Genomic DNA, 16,612 nt, shown 5'->3' on the forward strand with positions numbered 1-16,612 from the left:
CCACGCGGTCGGAGATGTCCATCACCACGCCCATGTCGTGCTCGATCAGCACGATCGTGGTGCCGAACTCGTCGTTCACGTCGAGGATGAAGCGGCACATGTCCTGCTTCTCTTCGACGTTCATGCCGGCCATCGGCTCGTCCAGCAGCAGCACGCTCGGCTCCATCGCCAGCGCACGCCCGAGGTCGACGCGCTTTTGCAGCCCGTAGGGCAGGCGGCCCACGGGTGTCTTGCGGTGGGCCTGGATCTCGAGGAAGTCGATGATGCGCTCGACGAACGCGCGGTGCTCGGTCTCTTCGCGCTCGGCCGCCCCCCAGCGGATCGCCTGCTGGAAGAGGTTGGTCTTCATCTTCAGGTTGCGCCCGGTCATCAGGTTGTCGACCACGCTCATGCCCTTGAACAGCGCCAGGTTCTGGAAGGTGCGTGCGACACCCATCTCGGCCACCTGGCGCGAGTTCATGTGGCTGAAGGTCTGGCCACGGAAGCTGATCTTGCCGTCCTGCGGCACGTAGACGCCGTTGATGCAGTTCAGCATCGAGCTCTTGCCGGCCCCGTTGGGGCCGATGATCGCGCGCACCTCGTGCTCACGAACATTGAAGCTGATGTCGGTCAGCGCCTTCACGCCGCCGAAGCGCAGGCTGATGTTCTGCACGTCGAGGATGACCTCGCCGATCTTGCGGTGGGCGCTCATGTCAGGCGGCCCTCCGGGTTGGGGCAAAGGTTTTGACGTCTTGAATCTTCAGCGTCGCACTGACGCTGCCCGAACGCCCGTCCTCGAACTTCACGGCGGTCTCGATGAATTGCTCGGGCCGGCCTTCGTACATCGCGTCCACCAGCACCTGGTACTTGTCGTTGATGAAGCCGCGCTTGACCTTGCGGGTGCGGGTCATCTCGCCGTCGTCGGCGTCGAGTTCCTTGTGCAACACCAGGAAGCGGTGGATCTGGCTGCCGGCCAGCAGTTCGTCGCGCGCCAGGTCGGCGTTGACCTGTTCGACGCAGTCGCGGATCAGTGCATAGACCTCGGGCTTCTGTGCCAGGTCGGTGTAGCCGGCATACGGCAGGTTGCGCCGCTCGGCCCAGTTGCCGACCGCTTCGAAATCGATGTTGATGAAGGCGCAGACCTTCTCGCGCTTGTCGCCGAAGGCCACCGCCTCCTTGATGTGCGGGAAGAACTTCAGCTTGTTCTCGACGTACTTGGGCGCGAACATCGCGCCGTCGTTGGCGCCGCCCATCAGGCGGCCCACGTCTTTCGCGCGGTCGATGATCTTCAGGTGGCCGCCGGCGTCCAGGAAGCCGGCGTCGCCGGTGTGGTACCAGCCGTCGCTGGTCAGCACCTCGGCGGTGGCGGCCGGGTTCTTGTAGTACTCCTTCAGCAGCCCCGGCGACTTGACCAGCAACTCGCCCGAGTCGGACAGCTTGATCTGCACGCCCTCGACCGGCACGCCCACCGTGTCCGACTTGGCCTCGTGGTCGGGCTGCAGGCAGACGAACACGGCGGTCTCGGTCGAGCCGTAGAGCTGCTTCAGGTTGACGCCGATCGAGCGGTAGAAGCTGAACAGGTCGGGCCCGATCGCCTCGCCAGCGGTGTAGGCCACGCGCACCCGCGACAGGCCCAGCGTGTTGCGCAGCGGCCCGTAGATCAGCACGTTGCCCAGGGCGTAGCGCAGCCGGTCGACCAGGCCCACCGGCTTGCCGTCCATCAGCGCTGGGCCCACGCGCTTGGCCAGCGCCATGAAATGGTGGAACAGCGCGCGCTTGACCGCGCTCGCGTCTTCCATGCGGATCATCACCGTGGTCAGCATGCCTTCGAAGATGCGCGGCGGTGCGAAGTAGTAGCTCGGCCCGATCTCCTTCATGTCGATCGCCACCGTCGAGGCTGACTCGGGGCAGTTGACGATGTAGCCGCAGGCCAGCCACTGCGCGAAGCTGAAGATGTTCTGGCCGATCCAGGCCGGCGGCAGGTAGGCCAGCACCTCTTCGTTCTCGGTCAGCTTGTCGAAGGTCTTGCCGGCCGCCGCGCGGTCCAGCAGCGAGAAGTGGGTGTGCACCACGCCTTTCGGGTGGCCGGTGGTGCCCGAGGTGAAGAACATCGCCGCCACGTCGCCGGCCTGGCCCAGGCCCACCTCATGCGTGAACAGCGACGGGTGCGCCTGGTCGTGCTGCTTGCCGGCGTCGAGCAGCGCGTCGAGCGACGCGAGGCCGGGTTCGGCGTAGTGGCGCAGGCCGCGCGGGTCGTCATACCAGATGTGCGCCAGCTGCGGGCACTGCTCACGCACCTCGAGCAGCTTGTCGACCTGCTCCTGGTCTTCGACGATCGCGAACGCGACCTCGGCGTTGTTGATCGGGAAGGTGAACTCGGTGGCCGCCGCGTCCTGGTACAGCGGCACCGGGATGGCCCCCAGCGCCTGCGCGGCGAGCATCGCGGCGGTCAGCCGCGGCCGGTTGTCGCCGATCACGACGATGTGCTGGCCGCGCCGCAGGCCGGCCGCCGCCAGGCCGCAGGCCAGGTGGCGCACCCGCTCGGCGAGCTGCGCCCAGCTGGTGGTCTGCCAGATGCCGTATTCCTTTTCCCGCAACGCTGGCGCGTCAGGCCGCTTGGCGGCGTGGTCCAGCATCAATCGCACAAAAGTCGTTTGCACGGCGCGTCAGTCTCCGGTCGGCCCGCCACTCGGGCCCACAGGCCGGCAGCGTTGATGGGACGCATCCTAGGCCGAAGTTTGACGTCGTGTTGTCGGTTGGACGACAATCTTTGGGTCGATCGGCTCCGGACTTTCCCGGAGACGTCTGACGGTGGCGCCTCGGCCCGCGGGGCGGCCGGGTCATGTGCCGGTGGCGCGCTCAGGCCAGCGCGGCTTCGGGCGTGGGCTGGCCGTTGGCCGCTTCCGGCGGCGCCACGCCGGCGACCGTCTTCAGGTGCACGCGGCCCTGGGCCACGAGGCTGGGCAGCTGCTGCAGCGCGTCTTCGCTGAAGGCCTCGTCGGCCAGTGCGCTGATCGCGCGGTTGCGGCCGTCGGCCTTGGCCTGGTAAAGCGCCGCATCGGCCAGCGCCAGCCGATCGGCCCACGGCGTGCCGCCGCCGGCGCGCCAGGTCACGCCACCGGCCGACGCGCGGATCGCCAGGCGCTTGCCGGGCGACAGATCGATCGGTGCCTGGCCGATCGCGGCCAGGGCCCGCTCGGCCACCACCTGCAGGCCGTTGGCGTCGGTGCCGGGCAGGATCAGCAAGAACTCTTCGCCGCCCCAGCGCACCACCGCGTCGCCATCGCGCAGCATTGCCTGCAGCCGCTGGGTCATCTCGACCAGCACCGCGTCGCCCGCGGCGTGGCCGTGCGTGTCGTTGACCCGCTTGAAGTGGTCCACGTCCAGCAGCAGCAGCGACACCGCGCGGCGCCGCGAATCGGGCTGGCCGGCGTTGTCGTTCTCCAGCCGCTGTAGCAGCGCTTCGCCGAAGCGCCGGTTGTAGGCGCCCGTCATCGGGTCATGGTGCGACTCGTCGCTGAGCCGGGCCACGTCCTGCCGCAACCCGCGGTTGATCGTGCGCGAGCGGGTCAGCCGCTTCCAGCTGATGAAGGCCAGCAGCGCCACCATCACCGCAGCGGCGGCCCAGGCACGCTCGCGCCAGCTGCGCACCTGCAGCTCGGCCTCGCGGCGGGCGTTGTCGAGCTTGAGGTTCTCGATCTGGCGCGCGCGCTGTTGCGCGGCGAAAGTCTCTTGCAGCTGGGTCACGGCCTGCTCGCGCTGCGACGAGGTCAGCTCGTTGTTCAGCTCGACCCAGCGGCGCAGCGCCTGCAGCGCGGCCTGTGGGCGCCCTGCCGCCTCGAAGGCGTCGACCTGTTGCTCGATCAGGTCGGCCAGCTCGCGCTTGTCGCCGGTCTTCTCGGCGATGTCGATCGAGGTCTTGACCAGCGCCAGCCCTTCGTCGGCACGCCCGAGGTGGGCCCAGGCCACGCCGCGGTTGACCAGGGTGAAGGCGTAGCCGTTCGGGTCGGTCTCGCGGTCGGCGGCCCGCTCGGCGCGCGAGGCGTAGTCGACCGCCTTGTTGTAGTCGTGCGTGTCGTTGCTGAGCGCGGCCAGGTTGATCAGCGTGTTGAGCCTGACCTTCTGCAGGCCGCGGGTCGATTCAGTCAGCCGCAGCAGCTCTTCGAGCACCGCCTTGCGTTCGGTGTTCTCTTTCATCGTCGCCAGCGAATAGCTGTGGTTGACCAGCAGCCGCACCAGCGCAAAGTGAAAACCGATCTCACGCGCCAGCGCGATGCCCTGGCGGGTGTATTCGAGGGCGCGGGGCAGGTCGCGCCGGCTCGCGTTGGTGCTGGACAGGATCGCCAGCGAGGTGACGAGGTCGGCCGGCCGGTCGTGCAGCGTGGCCGACTCGGAGGCTTTCAGCGCCTCGGCGATCGCGGCCTCGTAGTCGCCCAGGATCGACTGCGCGGCCGAGCGGGCGATGTACCACTCGTATTGCAGTTGCGGGTCGCTCGGCTCGGGCAGCGCGTTCAACGCGGCCAGCCGCTGGCGCAGGTCGTTGCCGCCGGCGGCCTCGGCCTGCCGCGTCTGGCGCAGCAGCAAGGCCGTGGCGCAAGGGGCGCAGTGCTCTTGTTCGGCCATGGCCCGCAGCCGCGTCAACGCGGCCTGGGCGGTGGCGTTGTCGCCGGCGCTCAAGGCCAGGCTGGCCAACGCTGATTCGTAGCGCCAGCGCAGGTCCTGGCCGGCGGGGTCGTTCGCGGCGGCGTCGGGGGCGGCCTGCTGGAGGCGCTCCAGCGCGAGCAGCGGCGACGGGTAGCCGTGGGCGCGAAAGTCGTCCAGCACCTCGCGCGTCGAATCGGCCGCCCACGCCGGGGCCGCCGCGCCGCCGGCGGCGAGCAGCAAGGCCAGCACCACCGCGTCGCGGCAGCGGCGGGGCCACCACAAGGGCAACCGGCAGAAGGGGGCGAACAAGGCCATCGTGAAGCGAGGAACCACAGCGAGGTATCGGCCGCCCGGGCCGGTTCTTGATAGGCAGCACCCCGCATCGGCAGGCGAAAAAGCGGCCCAAGCGGGTGGTTTGACGCTGCTCGGCACGTTGGATGACAATCTTCGGGCCCTTTACGCCACGGTGCCCACCGCGATGGCCCATGAAGCCCGACCTTTGCGCGAACGCGCGCGGGCACCCAGCGACGCCGAGCTGGCGAGCATCCCGTGGCTGGCGCTGCTGGAGCCCGACGACCAGCGCATGGCCCGCGCCAGCATCATGCTGGCCCACGCCGGGCCGGGCGAGCAGATCTGCCGCATCGGGCGCCCGGCCACCTACTGGTTCGGCGTGCTCGAAGGCCTGCTGAAGATGAGCAACGAGCCCGGCGCCGGCGCGCCGATCACCTTCACCGGCGTGCCGCCCGGCGCCTGGTTCGGCGAGGGCACGCTGCTCAAGCGCGAGCCCTACCGCTACAACATCGAGACGCTGCGCAAGAGCACGGTCGCCGGCCTGCCGGTCGATGCGTTTCACGACCTGCTCGAGCGCAGCATCCCGTTCAACCGCTTCGTGCTGAACCAGCTCAACGAACGGCTGGGCCAGTTCATCGCCGCGCGCGAAACCGACCGCCTGAACGACCCCGACACGCGCGTGGCGCGCAACCTCGCGGCGCTGTTCCACCCGGTGCTGTACCCGGGCGTGGGCCAGCTGCTGCGCATCACGCAGCAGGAGCTGGGCTACCTGGTGGGGTTGTCACGCCAGCGGGTCAACGAGGCCTTGAGCGCCTTGCAGGCCCGTCGGCTGATCGCGGTCGAGTACGGCGGTGTTCGCGTGCTCGATCTGCAGGGCTTGCGATGCTTCGAGCCGGCAGCCGACGGCTGACGCGCCACACGGTCCCAGCGAGGGCTCAGCGGTGGATCACGCAGGCCAGGCGGCGGCCAGCGCGCGCGTCACGTCGGCGGCCGAGCCCTCGTGGCAGCCGCTGCGGTTCTGGCCTGACCACAGCGGCGAGAAATCGGCATGGCCCCGCGCCTCGGCCCAGGCGCGCAGCGGTGCGATCGCCGCGGTGGCGAGCGGGAACGCCGGCGCCAGCGGGTTGATCGGGCCCCAGTCGCGCACCACGCGGTTGACGATGCCGCGTGCCGGGCGGCCGGTGAAGACGTTGGTCAGCACGGTCGGGGCATCGGTCTTCAACGCCGCGCGGTGCAGCGGGCTGATCAGGGCCTCGTCGCACAGCAGGTAGGCGGTGCCGACCTGCACGCCGGCCACGCCCAGCTCGCGCGCGGCCCGCACGCCGGCCGCATCGGCAATGCCACCGGCGGCGATCACCGGCAATTGCACCGCCCTGGCCACCAGCGGCCACAGCGCGAAGCTGCCGAGCTGGGTGCTCAGGTCATCGCTGAGGAAGAGGCCGCGGTGGCCGCCGGCCTCGACCCCTTGTGCGATCACGGCGTCGGCCCCGTGGGCTTCGAGCCAGCGCGCCTCGGCCACCGTGGTGGCCGAGGCCAGCACCTTCGAGCCCCAGCCTTTGACGCGCGCCAGCAGGTCGGGCGCGGGCAGGCCGAAGTGAAAGCTGACGACCGCCGGCCGGAACGGCTCGACGACATCGGCCACCTCATGGCTGAACGGCGCCCGGCCCGGGCCGGCGGGGATGGCGGCGGGGTCGATGCCGGCCTCGCGGTAGGCCGGGGCCAGCGCCTCGCGCCAGCGCGCCTCGCGCTCGGTGTCCGGCCGCGGCGGCGTGTGGCAGAAGAAGTTGACGTTGAACGGCGCCGAGGTGGCGGTGGCCAGCGCGGTCAGTTCGTCGCCCAGGGCCTGCAGGCTCAGCATCGCCGCCGGCAGCGCGCCTAACCCGCCCGCGTTGCTGACCGCGGCGGCCATCGCGTGGTTTTGCGCGCCGGCCATTGGCGCTTGCAGCACGGGGTGGGTAGTGCCGAGCCAGCGGGCGAGGTCCATGGGGTTCTCCGAGTCAGTCGTGACGGGTGATCATGCGTTGCAGCAGCGGGGTCAGCACGAGCAGCAGCACGCCGGCACCCATCGACGAACTTAGCAGGAACACGTACAGCGGGACACCGCTGCCGGCGAGCAACCCTTCGAGCGCCCCGGCCAGGTAGTTGGCCACGCCGATCGCCATCAGCCACACGCCCATCAGCAGCCCGACGAGCCGCCGCGGCGCAGCGTGCGAAACCAGCGACAGCCCCACCGGCGACAGCATCAGCTCGCCGATCGTGTTGAGCAGGTAGACCATCGCCAGCCACTGCGGGCCGACCGGGCCCAGCGCCTCGGCGCGACGTTGCGCGATCGTCATCACGACGAAGCCCAGCCCGAGCACGATCATGCCCAGGCCCTGCTTGGCCGGGTCCGGCAGCGCGAAGCGCGAGCGGTCCAGCGTCTGCCAGGCCCAGGCGAACAGCGGCGCCATCAGCAAGATGCCCAGCGGGTTGATGGCCTGGAACCACGAGGCGGGGATCTCCCAGCCGAAGGCCTGGCGGTCGGTCTGCTGGTCGGCGAACAGCGTCAGCGAGCCGCCGGCCTGCTCGAAACCCATCCAGAAGAAGATCACGAAGAAGGCGACGATGCCGATCGCGACGACGCGGCCGACCTCGGCCCGGGTCAAGGGCTGGACCTGGCCGCCGGGCTGGCGCAGCGCCAGCCAGCCGCAGCCACCCAGCAACGCCAGGCCGACCAGCAGCTTGGCGGCGCCCGGCAGCGGCTGCCACAGCGCGCCCAGCCACGGCGCCACGGCCAGCACCGCGAGCACCAGCAGCACGCTGGCCACGCACAGCGCCACCACCAGCGGGGCGTCTTTCCAGCCGACCGCGCCGCGGCCTTCGCGCAGCCCGGCGCCGCCGAGCCAGCGCTGGCCCAGGCACAGCACCACCATGCCGATCGCCATGCCCACGCCGGCGCTGGCAAAGCCCCAGTGCCAGCCGACCAGCTGGCCCAGCGTGCCGGCCCCGAAGGGCGCCAGGAACGCGCCGAGGTTCACGCCCATGTAGAAGTAGGTGTAGCCGGCGGCACGGCGCGGGTCGTGCTCGCTCTCGTACAGCATGCCGACCATCGCGGTGGTGTTCGGCTTGAAGAAGCCGTTGCCCACCACCAGCAGCCCGAGCGCCAGGTGCAGCAGCGACGGGAAGGCCATCGCGAAGTGGCCGAGCATCATGATCGCCGCCCCGACCACCGCGGCCAGCCGCGCACCGAGCCAGCGGTCGGCGAGCATCCCGCCGATCAGCGGCGTGATGTAGACCAGGCCGGTGTACAGGCCGTACAGCTGCAGCGCATCGCCGCGCGGGTAGCCCAGCGCATTGACCAGGTACAGCACGAGCAACGCGCGCATGCCGTAGTAGCTGAAGCGCTCCCACATCTCGGTCAGGAAGATGACCGCCAGCGCGGCCACCGGTTGGCGCGCGTCGGCGGCGGGGGCGGCCGACGCGCCCAGCGGCAAGGTGGTGGTGTTCATCAGGGGCTGAGGTTGCGCACGCCCGATGCCACGTGGCCCGACGGCACGTGCGAGGCCGCGTTGGCCACGTGGCCGGTCTGGTCGTCGAAGAAGAAGTCGGGCTCGAACTCGCGCAGGAACGGGCCCTTGGGCAGGCCGCCGAGGAAGATCGCCTCGTCGACCTCGATCTGCCAGTCCATCAGCGTGCGGATCGCGCGCTCGTGCGACGGCGCGCTGCGCGCGGTGACCAGCGCGGTGCGAATCTGCACGCCGCCGGCCGCGGTGCTGCGCTGCAGCCGCTGCAGCGCTTCGAGCAGCGGCTTGAACGGGCCCGGCGGCAGCGGCGTGCCGGCACGGCTGACCTCGTGGCGCTGGAACGCGTCGAGCCCTTCGCGCTGAAAGACCTGCTCGGCTTCGTCGGAGAACAGCACCGCATCGCCGTCGAAGGCGATGCGCAGCTCGTTCGGGTGCGCTTCGGAGGCGCGCGCCGAATGGGGGTAGACCTGCGCCGCCGGCACGCCGGCGTCCAGCGCCTGCCGCACGTCGGCCAGGTTGGCCGACAGGAACAGCTGCGCCCCCAGCGGCCGCAGGTAGCGCCAGGGGCTTTGGCCGCGCGTGAACGCGCCACGCTCGATCGGCAGCCCGTAGTGCTGGGCCGAGCGGAACACGCGCATGCCCGAGACCGGGTCGTTGCGCGACAGGATCACCACGTCGACCGCCGGGGCGCTGGTGTTGGCATTGAAGGCCAGCAGCTTGCGCGCCAGCGAGAACGCCACGCCCGGCCGGGCGGGCTGTTCCAGCCGCTGCAATTGCAACTGCATGTAGGCGTGGTCGTCGCTCGCTTCGAAGACCTGGTTTTCTTCTTCGAAGTCGAACAACGCGCGCGAGGACAGGGCCACCACCAGGCGGCCGTCGAGCGAAGCGGGCATGCGCCGGATCATACGGGCCGGGCATGAACCGGCGGCTTGTTGTACCGGGGAAAGCCCCGAGCGCCACGGGTGTTGCTTCGTCGTCGCAACGGCGGCGTTATGGGCGACGCCTGACCTAGCATGCGCGACGCCTGCGCTGGTGCGGGCACACGGAGATGCAATGCAGTCAGACGTGAAGTTAGGGCCCGTGTGGGACCACCCGGTGAACCGGCCGCGCCGCCGCCTGATGGGCGCCGTTGGTGGTGCCGCCGGGCTGGCCGCCACCGGCCTGGGCTGGGCCGCGCCGGGGCCGAGTGGCGAGGCGATCCGCTTCGGCCAATCGGTCGCGCTGACGGGCCCGCTGGCCGAGCTGGGCCAGGCCTTGCATGCGGGGGCCAAGGTCGGCGCCGGCGTGGTCAACGCGCGCGGCGGCGTGCATGGGCGGCCGCTGACGCTGGTCACGCTGGACGACGGCTACGACAGTGCGCGGGCGGTGGCCAACGTGCGCAGCCTGCTGGGCGAGCAAGAGTGCTTCGGCCTGTTCGGCTGCATGGGCACGCCGATGATCGAGGCGATGCTGCCGCTGCTGCGCGGCTCGGACGTGCCGTGCTTCGCGCCCCTGACCGGCGCGCTGTCGACCCGCCCACGCGACATGCGCAACGTGCTGCCGATCCGCGCCAGCTACCCCGAAGAGGTCGAGCGGCTGGTGCAGCACCTGGCCACGCTGGGCCTGCAGCGCATCGGCCTGGTGACGCAGGACAACGCCTTCGGCAAGGAGGTGGCGCAGGCCGCCGAGGCGGCCACCAGCCAGCACAAGCTCGGGCTGGCGGGCAGGGTCACCGTGCGCAGCGATGCGAGCGACGCGGCCGACGCCGCGAAGCTGCTGGCCGATGCGTCGCCCGAGGCGGTGGTGCTCGGGCTGGCCGGCAAGCCGACGGTGGGCTTCATCAAGGCCTTCCGGCTGATGCGGCGCGGCACGCCCTTGTATGCGCTGTCGGTGCTGGGCTCGGCGGCCACGCTGGCGGCGCTGGGCGACGACGCGGCCGGCATCGCGGTGGCGCAGGTCGTGCCGCTGCCGGGCAGCCCGTTGATCAAGGTGTCGCGCGAGTTCATGCAGGCCTGGGCGGCGGCGGGCACGCCGCTGGCGCCCTCGCACATCGCACTCGAGGGCTACATCAACACGCTGGTGCTGGCCGAGGTCTTGCGGCGCTGCCCGGCACCGCTGACGCGCGGCGGCTTTCTGCAGGCGGCCTGGGGGCTGCGCTCGTTCGATGTCGGCGGCTTCGCGCTCGGTTTCGACGCGCCGGGCCGCGGCGCATCGCGTTTCGTCGACCTGACCCTGATCGCGCGCGACGGCCGGTTCATCCACTGACCGCGGCCACCGGCGTGGCCGCTCGGCGCGGTCAGTGCACGAAGCCGATGCTGCCGCGCTTGCCGGCGGCGGCCGGCAGGTCGCGCGGCTCGACCTGGTCGCGGCCGTCCAGCCGCGCGTTGCCGAAGCCGGTCATCCAGGCCCGGCGCATCTCGCGGGGCGGCATGTCGGCCAGGCAGCCCAGCGTGTCCTCGCGCGGGGCCGGGTCGAAGCGGCGGCCCCAGTCGTGTTCGCCGCGGATGCCCTGGTACAGCCGCAGCGCGATCGCGCGCGCCGCGTCGGCGTCGGGCATCTGGATCTCGAACACGTTGACGCGGTTCAGGATCGGCTCGGGGATGGCTCGCTCGTCATTCGCCGTCGCGACCCAGATCACCTGGCTAGCATCGATCGGCACCTCGGCAAACTCGTCGGTGAAGCTGCCGGCGGTGTCGTGCTCGAGCAGGCTGTAGAGCGAGCCGAGCGGGTCGTAGGCGTGCTCGCCGCGGGCCTTGTCGATCTCGTCGACCACCATCACCGGGTTGGCGTAGGGGCCGTCGATCAAGGTCTCGAAGACCTTGCCGGGGCGTGCGCCTTTCCATTGGCTCGACGCGCCCGACAGCACCCAGCCGGCGGTCAGCGAGCTCATCGAGACGAAGCCCATGCCGGTGCCCAGCAGGTGGGCCACCGCGCGGGCGAAATGGGTCTTGCCAACGCCCGGTGGGCCGAGCAGCAGCATCGGCGTCAGCTCGAGCGCGTCCTTGCTGTCCTGGCACAGCGCGAGCTGGCGCTTCAGGTCGTCGAGCACCTCGTGGAAATTGGGCAGCTCGTCGTAGAGCCGGTCCATCACCGGCAGGCCCGAGGGCTTGACCTGGAAGCGCTCGGGGCCGCGCTCGAGCATGCGCTCGTAGGTGCTGCGCAGGCTCTCGTGTTCACGCGGCGGCAGCTTTTGCAGCCGCTTTTCGACCTCGTCGGTGCGAAACAGGCTGCGCATGCGGGCAATCGGCAGCAGGCCGCTGACCGCGGGCAGGCGTTGGGCAGGTGAGGACATGCGAACCTCCATCGACATCGGTCACCGGCCGTGGCCCTTCGGGATCGAAAAGCCATCCCCGGCAGAGTCATTGAAGCAAATATAGCGCCAGCGCCAAACCCCAAACAGCCGCCCGATTGCGGTGCAGTTGATGGGGGAGCGTGAATTCCGCCGCGTCCGCGGCCTGCATCGAGCGAGGGCGGCGGCCGCCGTCATTCGGCGGCTTCGAACAGCTCGATCGGGTTGCCGGCGGGGTCGTCGACCAGCACCTGACGGCCGCCGGGGCCGGTGATCGGCGCGCTGCGAATGCGGCCCCCGGTCGGGGTCAGCGCCTGTTGGGCCGCGTCGAGGTCGTCGACCTCGATCACCAGCCGGTTCCAGCCGCCGGGCTCGGGTTGGCGGCCGTCGGCCAGCGGGCGCTGGGCCGAGGTGCCGGGCCCGGCCAGCCACAGGGTCAGGTCGCCGCGGGCCAGCATCGCGAACGGTGGCCCCCAGCGCTGAGTCAGGGTGAACCCGAGGGCTTCGTAGAAGGGCAGGCAGGTGTCGACATCGTGCACGAGGTAACGAACGGTGGCCACGCGGTCCTCCAGGCTGGGCATCGGCCCGCGGCCGGGCCGATCGGGCGCGGCCTGCATCGGCTGCACCAGGCCCAGCAGCCACGCGGCACAGCGCTGCAGCGCGGGCTCTTCAGCCGGCGCCGGGTCGACGGTTCAGTGTGACATTTTCCGCGCGCCGACGTGAACGCCTCATTTCTGCGATGTTGCGAATGCATACACATGAAGCATCGCCTCGCCGAAAGCAATGGCGAAACCAAGCCAGGTCGCAGTTACATTTCCCCGACTGCGTTGTGGTTGTTCATGGACCACTGCCTGGTTCCCTGTCCATCCCACGTTTTGCAGGCCTGCGGCCGGCGCCACGGGCACCGTCTTTGCCAATGTTTTCCAGTCTGTCTTCCTTGCGTTCCCGGTTCGTGTCGTCGATGGCGGGCCTGGCCCCGGCCGCCGAAGCCCCGGCCGGCTGGCTGCGCCGCGACGAAGCCATCATGGGAACGACCGTGGCGGTGGAGTTGTGGGCAGAAGACCGACGCGCCGGCGAGGCGGCGATGGCCGCGGTGATCGACGAGATGCGCCGCATCGACCGCACGATGAGCCCGCACAAGCCCGAGTCGGAGCTGTCGCTGATCAACCGCGACGCGGGCCACATGCCGGTGCGGCTGTCCGACGAGATGTGCATGCTGATCGCCCGGGCGATCGAGTTCTCGCGCTGGTCCGATGGCGCGTTCGACATCAGCTACGCCAGTGCCGGCCAGCTCTACGACTACCGCGCCGGTGTGGCACCCGACGATGCCGCGCTGGCCCCGGCGCGCGAGGCGATCGCCTGGCACCAACTGCTGCTCGACGACGCTTCGCGCACGCTGCGTTTCGGCCAACCCGGCATGCGCATCGACCTGGGCGGTTTCGCCAAGGGCCACGCGGTGGACCGCTGCATCGCGATCCTGCGGGCCCGCGGCATCGCCCACGCAATGGTCAGCGCTGGCGGCGACAGCCATGTGCTGGGCGACCGCCGCGGCCGGCCCTGGATGATCGCCGTGCGCGACCCGCGCCGCGAGGGCGAGGTGGTGGCCGTGCTGCCGCTGCAGGACACCGCGGTGTCGACCTCGGGCGACTACGAGCGCTTTTTCGAGAAGGGTGGCGTGCGCCACCATCACCTGATCGACCCGCGCACCGGCCGCTCGCCGACCGGCGTGCGCAGCGTCACCATCCTGGCCAACGACGGCCTGACGAGCGAAGCGCTGTCGAAGACGGTGTTCATGCTCGGCTGCCAACGCGGCCTGGCGCTGATCAATTCACTGGCGGGTGTCGACGCGGTCATCGTCGATGCGTCCGGCCAGCTGCACTATTCGTCGGGCCTGCTGCGCCATGCCTGACAAGACCGACTACCTGCACGAGGAGAACCTCATGTCACACGCCAAACCGCCGGCCCCGCGCCACGTTGCCTGGGCTGCTGCTGCCGCCCTGGGCCTGACCGCTGCGCTGGTGTTGCCGGGCTGCTCGGGCTCGGGCAGCAAGGCCGACGAAGAAGGCGGTCTGAGCCTCGAAGGGGCCGTGCCGATCGCCTACGTCAAGCGGGTCAACACGATCGGCATGAACCCGACCAACGGCGCGCCGAGCGCCCCGGGGGGCGACCTGATGGTCAAGGAGATGTCGGCGCCCGGTGCGGCCGAGCACAACCTGACCGCCTCGATCACCCAGGGCAAGGGCGATGCGTCCGACCCCGAGGTTTCGTACAACGGCAAGAAGATCATCTTCTCGCTGAAGTGCCCGGTGGCGAACACCTCGCAGGTCGACGGTGTGAAGGCCTGCACCGGCCGGTGGAACATCTGGGAATACGACATGACCGATGCGACGCTGACGACCGGCAAGTTCCGCCGGTTGACCAGCTCGACCGACGACGATGATGTCGACCCGGCCTACCTGCCCGATGGCCGCGGCTTCGTCTTCTCGTCCAACCGCCAGACCAAGAGCAAGATCAACCAGGCGCTGGGCCACACCTACTTCGCGCTCGACGAATACGAGCGCGAGCGCGTGTTCAACCTGCACACGATGAGTGCCACCGGCACCAACATCCAGCAGATCTCGTTCAACCAGAGCCACGACCGCAACCCGGTCGTGCGCCCGAACGGCGACATCATGTTCTCGCGCTGGGACCACGTCGGTGGCCGCAATCACTTCAAGATCTTCCGCGTCAAGCCCGACGGCACCGACATGTTCGTGCTGTACGGCGCGCACAGCGAGGGCAACAGCTTCCTGCACCCGCGCGACATGGATCCGAAGGGCAAGTACGCCGGCTTCGTCGCGTCGGACCTGATGCCGCTGTCGCGCACCCACGAGGGCGGCGGGCTGGTGTTCGTCGACGTTGCCAACTACTCCGAGCAGAACACGCCGGCCAACCCGAACGTGCCGACCGAAGGCGGCCAGGCGCATGCGACCGAGCAGCCGATGAACCTGGGCATGGGCCTGTCGCGTTATGGCCGGGCGACGACGCCGTTCCCGCTGTGGGACGGCACCGACCGCCTGCTGGTGGCCTACCGCCCCTGCGAAGTGCACCGTGGCGAGCGCATCGTCGCCTGCGCCACGCTGACCGACGAGGAGATGGCGCGCTTGGGCGACGAGAACCGCAGCGAGGCCGATGCCGCGGCAGACGAGCTGCAGGACGACGTGCCGCCGCCGTACGCGATCTACATGTTCGACCCGGCCAAGCAGACCTGGCTGAACGTGGCCGCGCCGCCGGCCGGCTTCATGTACACCGACCCGGTGCCCATCGTGCAGCGCCCGGGGCCGAACGTGGTCGACCCGACCTCGGTCGACGCCGACCTGGCCAAGCAAGGCCTCGGCCTGCTCGAGGTGCGCAGCGTCTACGACACCGACGGCCTGGGCCGCATGGGTGACGGCGTGCTGGCCGCTGCCGACCTGCCCGAAGGCTGCGCCAGCGCGATCCCGAAGACCACGCCGACCGACGCGCAGGACACGCGGGCCCAGGTGGCCGACATCCTGAAGCTGAAAGACCCGGCCGACCCCGCCTATCGCTGCGGCCCGGCGCGCTTCATCCGCGCGGTGCGTGCGGTGGCGCCGCCGGCGTCGATGATGGGCCTGCGCGAGGCGATCGGCGAGACCGACTTCGAGCCGCAGCAGATCCTGGGTTATGCGCCGATCGAGCCTGATGGCTCGTTCAAGCTGCACGTGCCGGCCGACACGCCGGTGCTGCTGGCGGTGGTCGACGAACAAGGCCGCGCGTTCCAGACCCACACCAACTGGATCCAGGTTCGCCCGGGCGAGCGCCGCACCTGCGACGGCTGCCACAGCCCGCGCCGCGGCGGTGCGCTGAACTCTGGCACCGTGGCCGACACGATGCCGTCGACGCTGCGCGCCGCATTGGCCGGCCAGCACCAGTCGGGCGAGACGATGGCCTCGACCCGCACCCGCATCGACCCGACCGCGTTGAAGCTGGCCGCCGACATGCTCTACAACGACGAGTGGGCCGACACCAGCAAGGGGGTCACCGCGCGCAACGCGATCTCGATCAGCTACAGCGGCCTGGCCACCAAGGCGCCGGTCAACGGCGTCATCAACTACCCCGACCAGATCCAGCCGCTGTGGACGCGTGACCGCGGTGCCAACACCTGCACCAACTGCCACAACGCGGGCGACACCAAGCTCGACCTGTCGGGCACTTACTCGGGCACCGGCCGGCTGGTCTCTTATGACCGGCTGCTGATCGGCGAGCCGAAGCTGGACGCCAACGGCCAGCCCGTCACCCACCTGGAAGAGGGCGTGCCCGTTCTCGACCGCCTGCCGGCCCTGGTGTTCAACATGGCCAGCGAAGGGGGCGCCCTGGGCCTGGCGCGGCAGAGCCGGCTGATCGAGATCCTGTCGGGCCAGACGCTGCTGGCCGCGGCCGATGCGCGCACCGCGCACCCGACGCCGCCCAACACCGCGCCCAACCACGCCACGATGCTGAACGCGGCCGAGAAGCGCCTGGTGGCCGAATGGGTCGACCTGGGTGGCCAGTACTACAACAACCCGTTCGACGGCGCCAACGTGCGCACCGTGCCGACGCTGAGCCAGGAGACCTTCGAAGCCAAGATCCTGCCGATCCTTCGCTCACAATGCGTGTCTTGCCACCAGCCCGTGGGCAGCGGCGGTGGGCTAACATTCCGAAACAACCGCTTCGTGCTGACAGGCGATGTCGAAGGCGATTTCGGCGTGACGCTGACGATGATCTCGAACACCTGCTCACCTTCGGCCAACTACCTGCTGCAGCGCCCGTCGACGATCCCGCACCCGGCGGCCGCCACCGGCCAGTCGACAGCGGTGTTGCCGGTCGGCAGCGCGAACTACCAAACGATGGCCAACTGGATCGCCACGGGCTGCCCCACTCCATGACC

General features: G+C 70.2%; 12 protein-coding genes. 4 read left to right on the forward strand and 8 right to left on the reverse strand.

Features of this window, described 5'->3' with window-relative positions; all coding sequences use genetic code 11:
• From ACE3SG_RS25510 to ACE3SG_RS25520, 3 genes are all read right to left on the reverse strand, one after another.
• Positions 1 to 691, reverse strand: a 691-nt coding sequence (locus tag ACE3SG_RS25510) for an ABC transporter ATP-binding protein (RefSeq protein ID WP_374569057.1), incomplete at its 3' end; no start/stop codon positions are given.
• Between the two features lies 1 nt (position 692).
• A complete protein-coding gene (locus ACE3SG_RS25515) occupies positions 693 to 2,639 on the reverse strand; it encodes a long-chain fatty acid--CoA ligase (protein ID WP_374569058.1) in 1,947 nt (648 codons plus the stop codon).
• A 199-nt stretch (positions 2,640 to 2,838) separates the two neighbouring features.
• Entirely contained in the window at positions 2,839 to 4,938 is a 2,100-nt protein-coding gene (locus ACE3SG_RS25520) for a diguanylate cyclase domain-containing protein (RefSeq protein ID WP_374569059.1), read from the reverse strand.
• A gap of 163 nt (positions 4,939 to 5,101) precedes the next feature.
• On the opposite strand from ACE3SG_RS25520, the gene ACE3SG_RS25525 reads away from it, so the two are divergent.
• Positions 5,102 to 5,824 carry a Crp/Fnr family transcriptional regulator gene (locus ACE3SG_RS25525; RefSeq protein WP_374569160.1) on the forward strand — a complete coding sequence of 241 codons (723 nt, stop codon included), beginning with the start codon at positions 5,102 to 5,104 and terminating at the stop codon, positions 5,822 to 5,824.
• 36 nt (positions 5,825 to 5,860) lie between these two features.
• Here the strand turns inward: ACE3SG_RS25525 and ACE3SG_RS25530 are convergent, their stop codons facing one another.
• Genes ACE3SG_RS25530 through ACE3SG_RS25540 form a run of 3 tightly spaced genes read right to left on the reverse strand, consistent with a single transcriptional unit; the run spans position 5,861 to position 9,310 of the window.
• Positions 5,861 to 6,898 (reverse strand): NAD(P)H-dependent flavin oxidoreductase, encoded by a 1,038-nt coding sequence (locus ACE3SG_RS25530; protein WP_374569060.1) that lies wholly within the window; start codon positions 6,896 to 6,898, stop codon positions 5,861 to 5,863.
• Positions 6,899 to 6,911: 13 nt separating this feature from the next.
• Positions 6,912 to 8,402 (reverse strand): peptide MFS transporter, encoded by a 1,491-nt coding sequence (locus tag ACE3SG_RS25535; protein ID WP_374569061.1) that lies wholly within the window; start codon positions 8,400 to 8,402, stop codon positions 6,912 to 6,914.
• Positions 8,402 to 9,310, reverse strand: coding sequence for a 5'-nucleotidase (locus ACE3SG_RS25540; RefSeq protein ID WP_374569062.1), 909 nt, complete (start codon positions 9,308 to 9,310; stop codon positions 8,402 to 8,404). Before ACE3SG_RS25540 ends, ACE3SG_RS25535 begins: the two co-directional genes overlap by 1 nt.
• Positions 9,311 to 9,482: 172 nt before the next feature.
• Here ACE3SG_RS25540 and ACE3SG_RS25545 point away from each other — a divergent pair, with 172 nt between their 5' ends.
• The gene (locus ACE3SG_RS25545) at positions 9,483 to 10,661 is read left to right on the forward strand and encodes an ABC transporter substrate-binding protein (RefSeq protein ID WP_374569063.1); all 1,179 of its coding nucleotides are present in this window, start codon (positions 9,483 to 9,485) and stop codon (positions 10,659 to 10,661) included.
• A 31-nt stretch (positions 10,662 to 10,692) separates the two neighbouring features.
• Here the strand turns inward: ACE3SG_RS25545 and ACE3SG_RS25550 are convergent, their stop codons facing one another.
• On the reverse strand, positions 10,693 to 11,688 hold the full coding sequence (locus ACE3SG_RS25550) for an AAA family ATPase (RefSeq protein ID WP_374569064.1): 996 nt from the start codon (positions 11,686 to 11,688) through the stop codon (positions 10,693 to 10,695).
• A 191-nt stretch (positions 11,689 to 11,879) separates the two neighbouring features.
• The gene (locus ACE3SG_RS25555) at positions 11,880 to 12,245 is read right to left on the reverse strand and encodes a VOC family protein (RefSeq protein WP_374569065.1); all 366 of its coding nucleotides are present in this window, start codon (positions 12,243 to 12,245) and stop codon (positions 11,880 to 11,882) included.
• Between the two features lie 377 nt (positions 12,246 to 12,622).
• Between ACE3SG_RS25555 and ACE3SG_RS25560 the strand changes: the two genes are divergently transcribed.
• Together ACE3SG_RS25560 and ACE3SG_RS25565 are read left to right on the forward strand one after the other, a co-directional pair.
• On the forward strand, positions 12,623 to 13,594 hold the full coding sequence (locus ACE3SG_RS25560; protein WP_374569066.1) for an FAD:protein FMN transferase: 972 nt from the start codon (positions 12,623 to 12,625) through the stop codon (positions 13,592 to 13,594).
• A 31-nt stretch (positions 13,595 to 13,625) separates the two neighbouring features.
• Positions 13,626 to 16,610, forward strand: a complete 2,985-nt coding sequence (locus ACE3SG_RS25565) for a hypothetical protein (RefSeq protein WP_374569067.1) — start codon at positions 13,626 to 13,628, stop codon at positions 16,608 to 16,610.
• Positions 16,611 to 16,612: the final 2 nt, after the last annotated feature.

Origin of the sequence: Ideonella sp., assembly GCF_041914305.1 — a bacterium.
In the GTDB taxonomy this organism is placed as follows: domain Bacteria; phylum Pseudomonadota; class Gammaproteobacteria; order Burkholderiales; family Burkholderiaceae_C; genus Ideonella.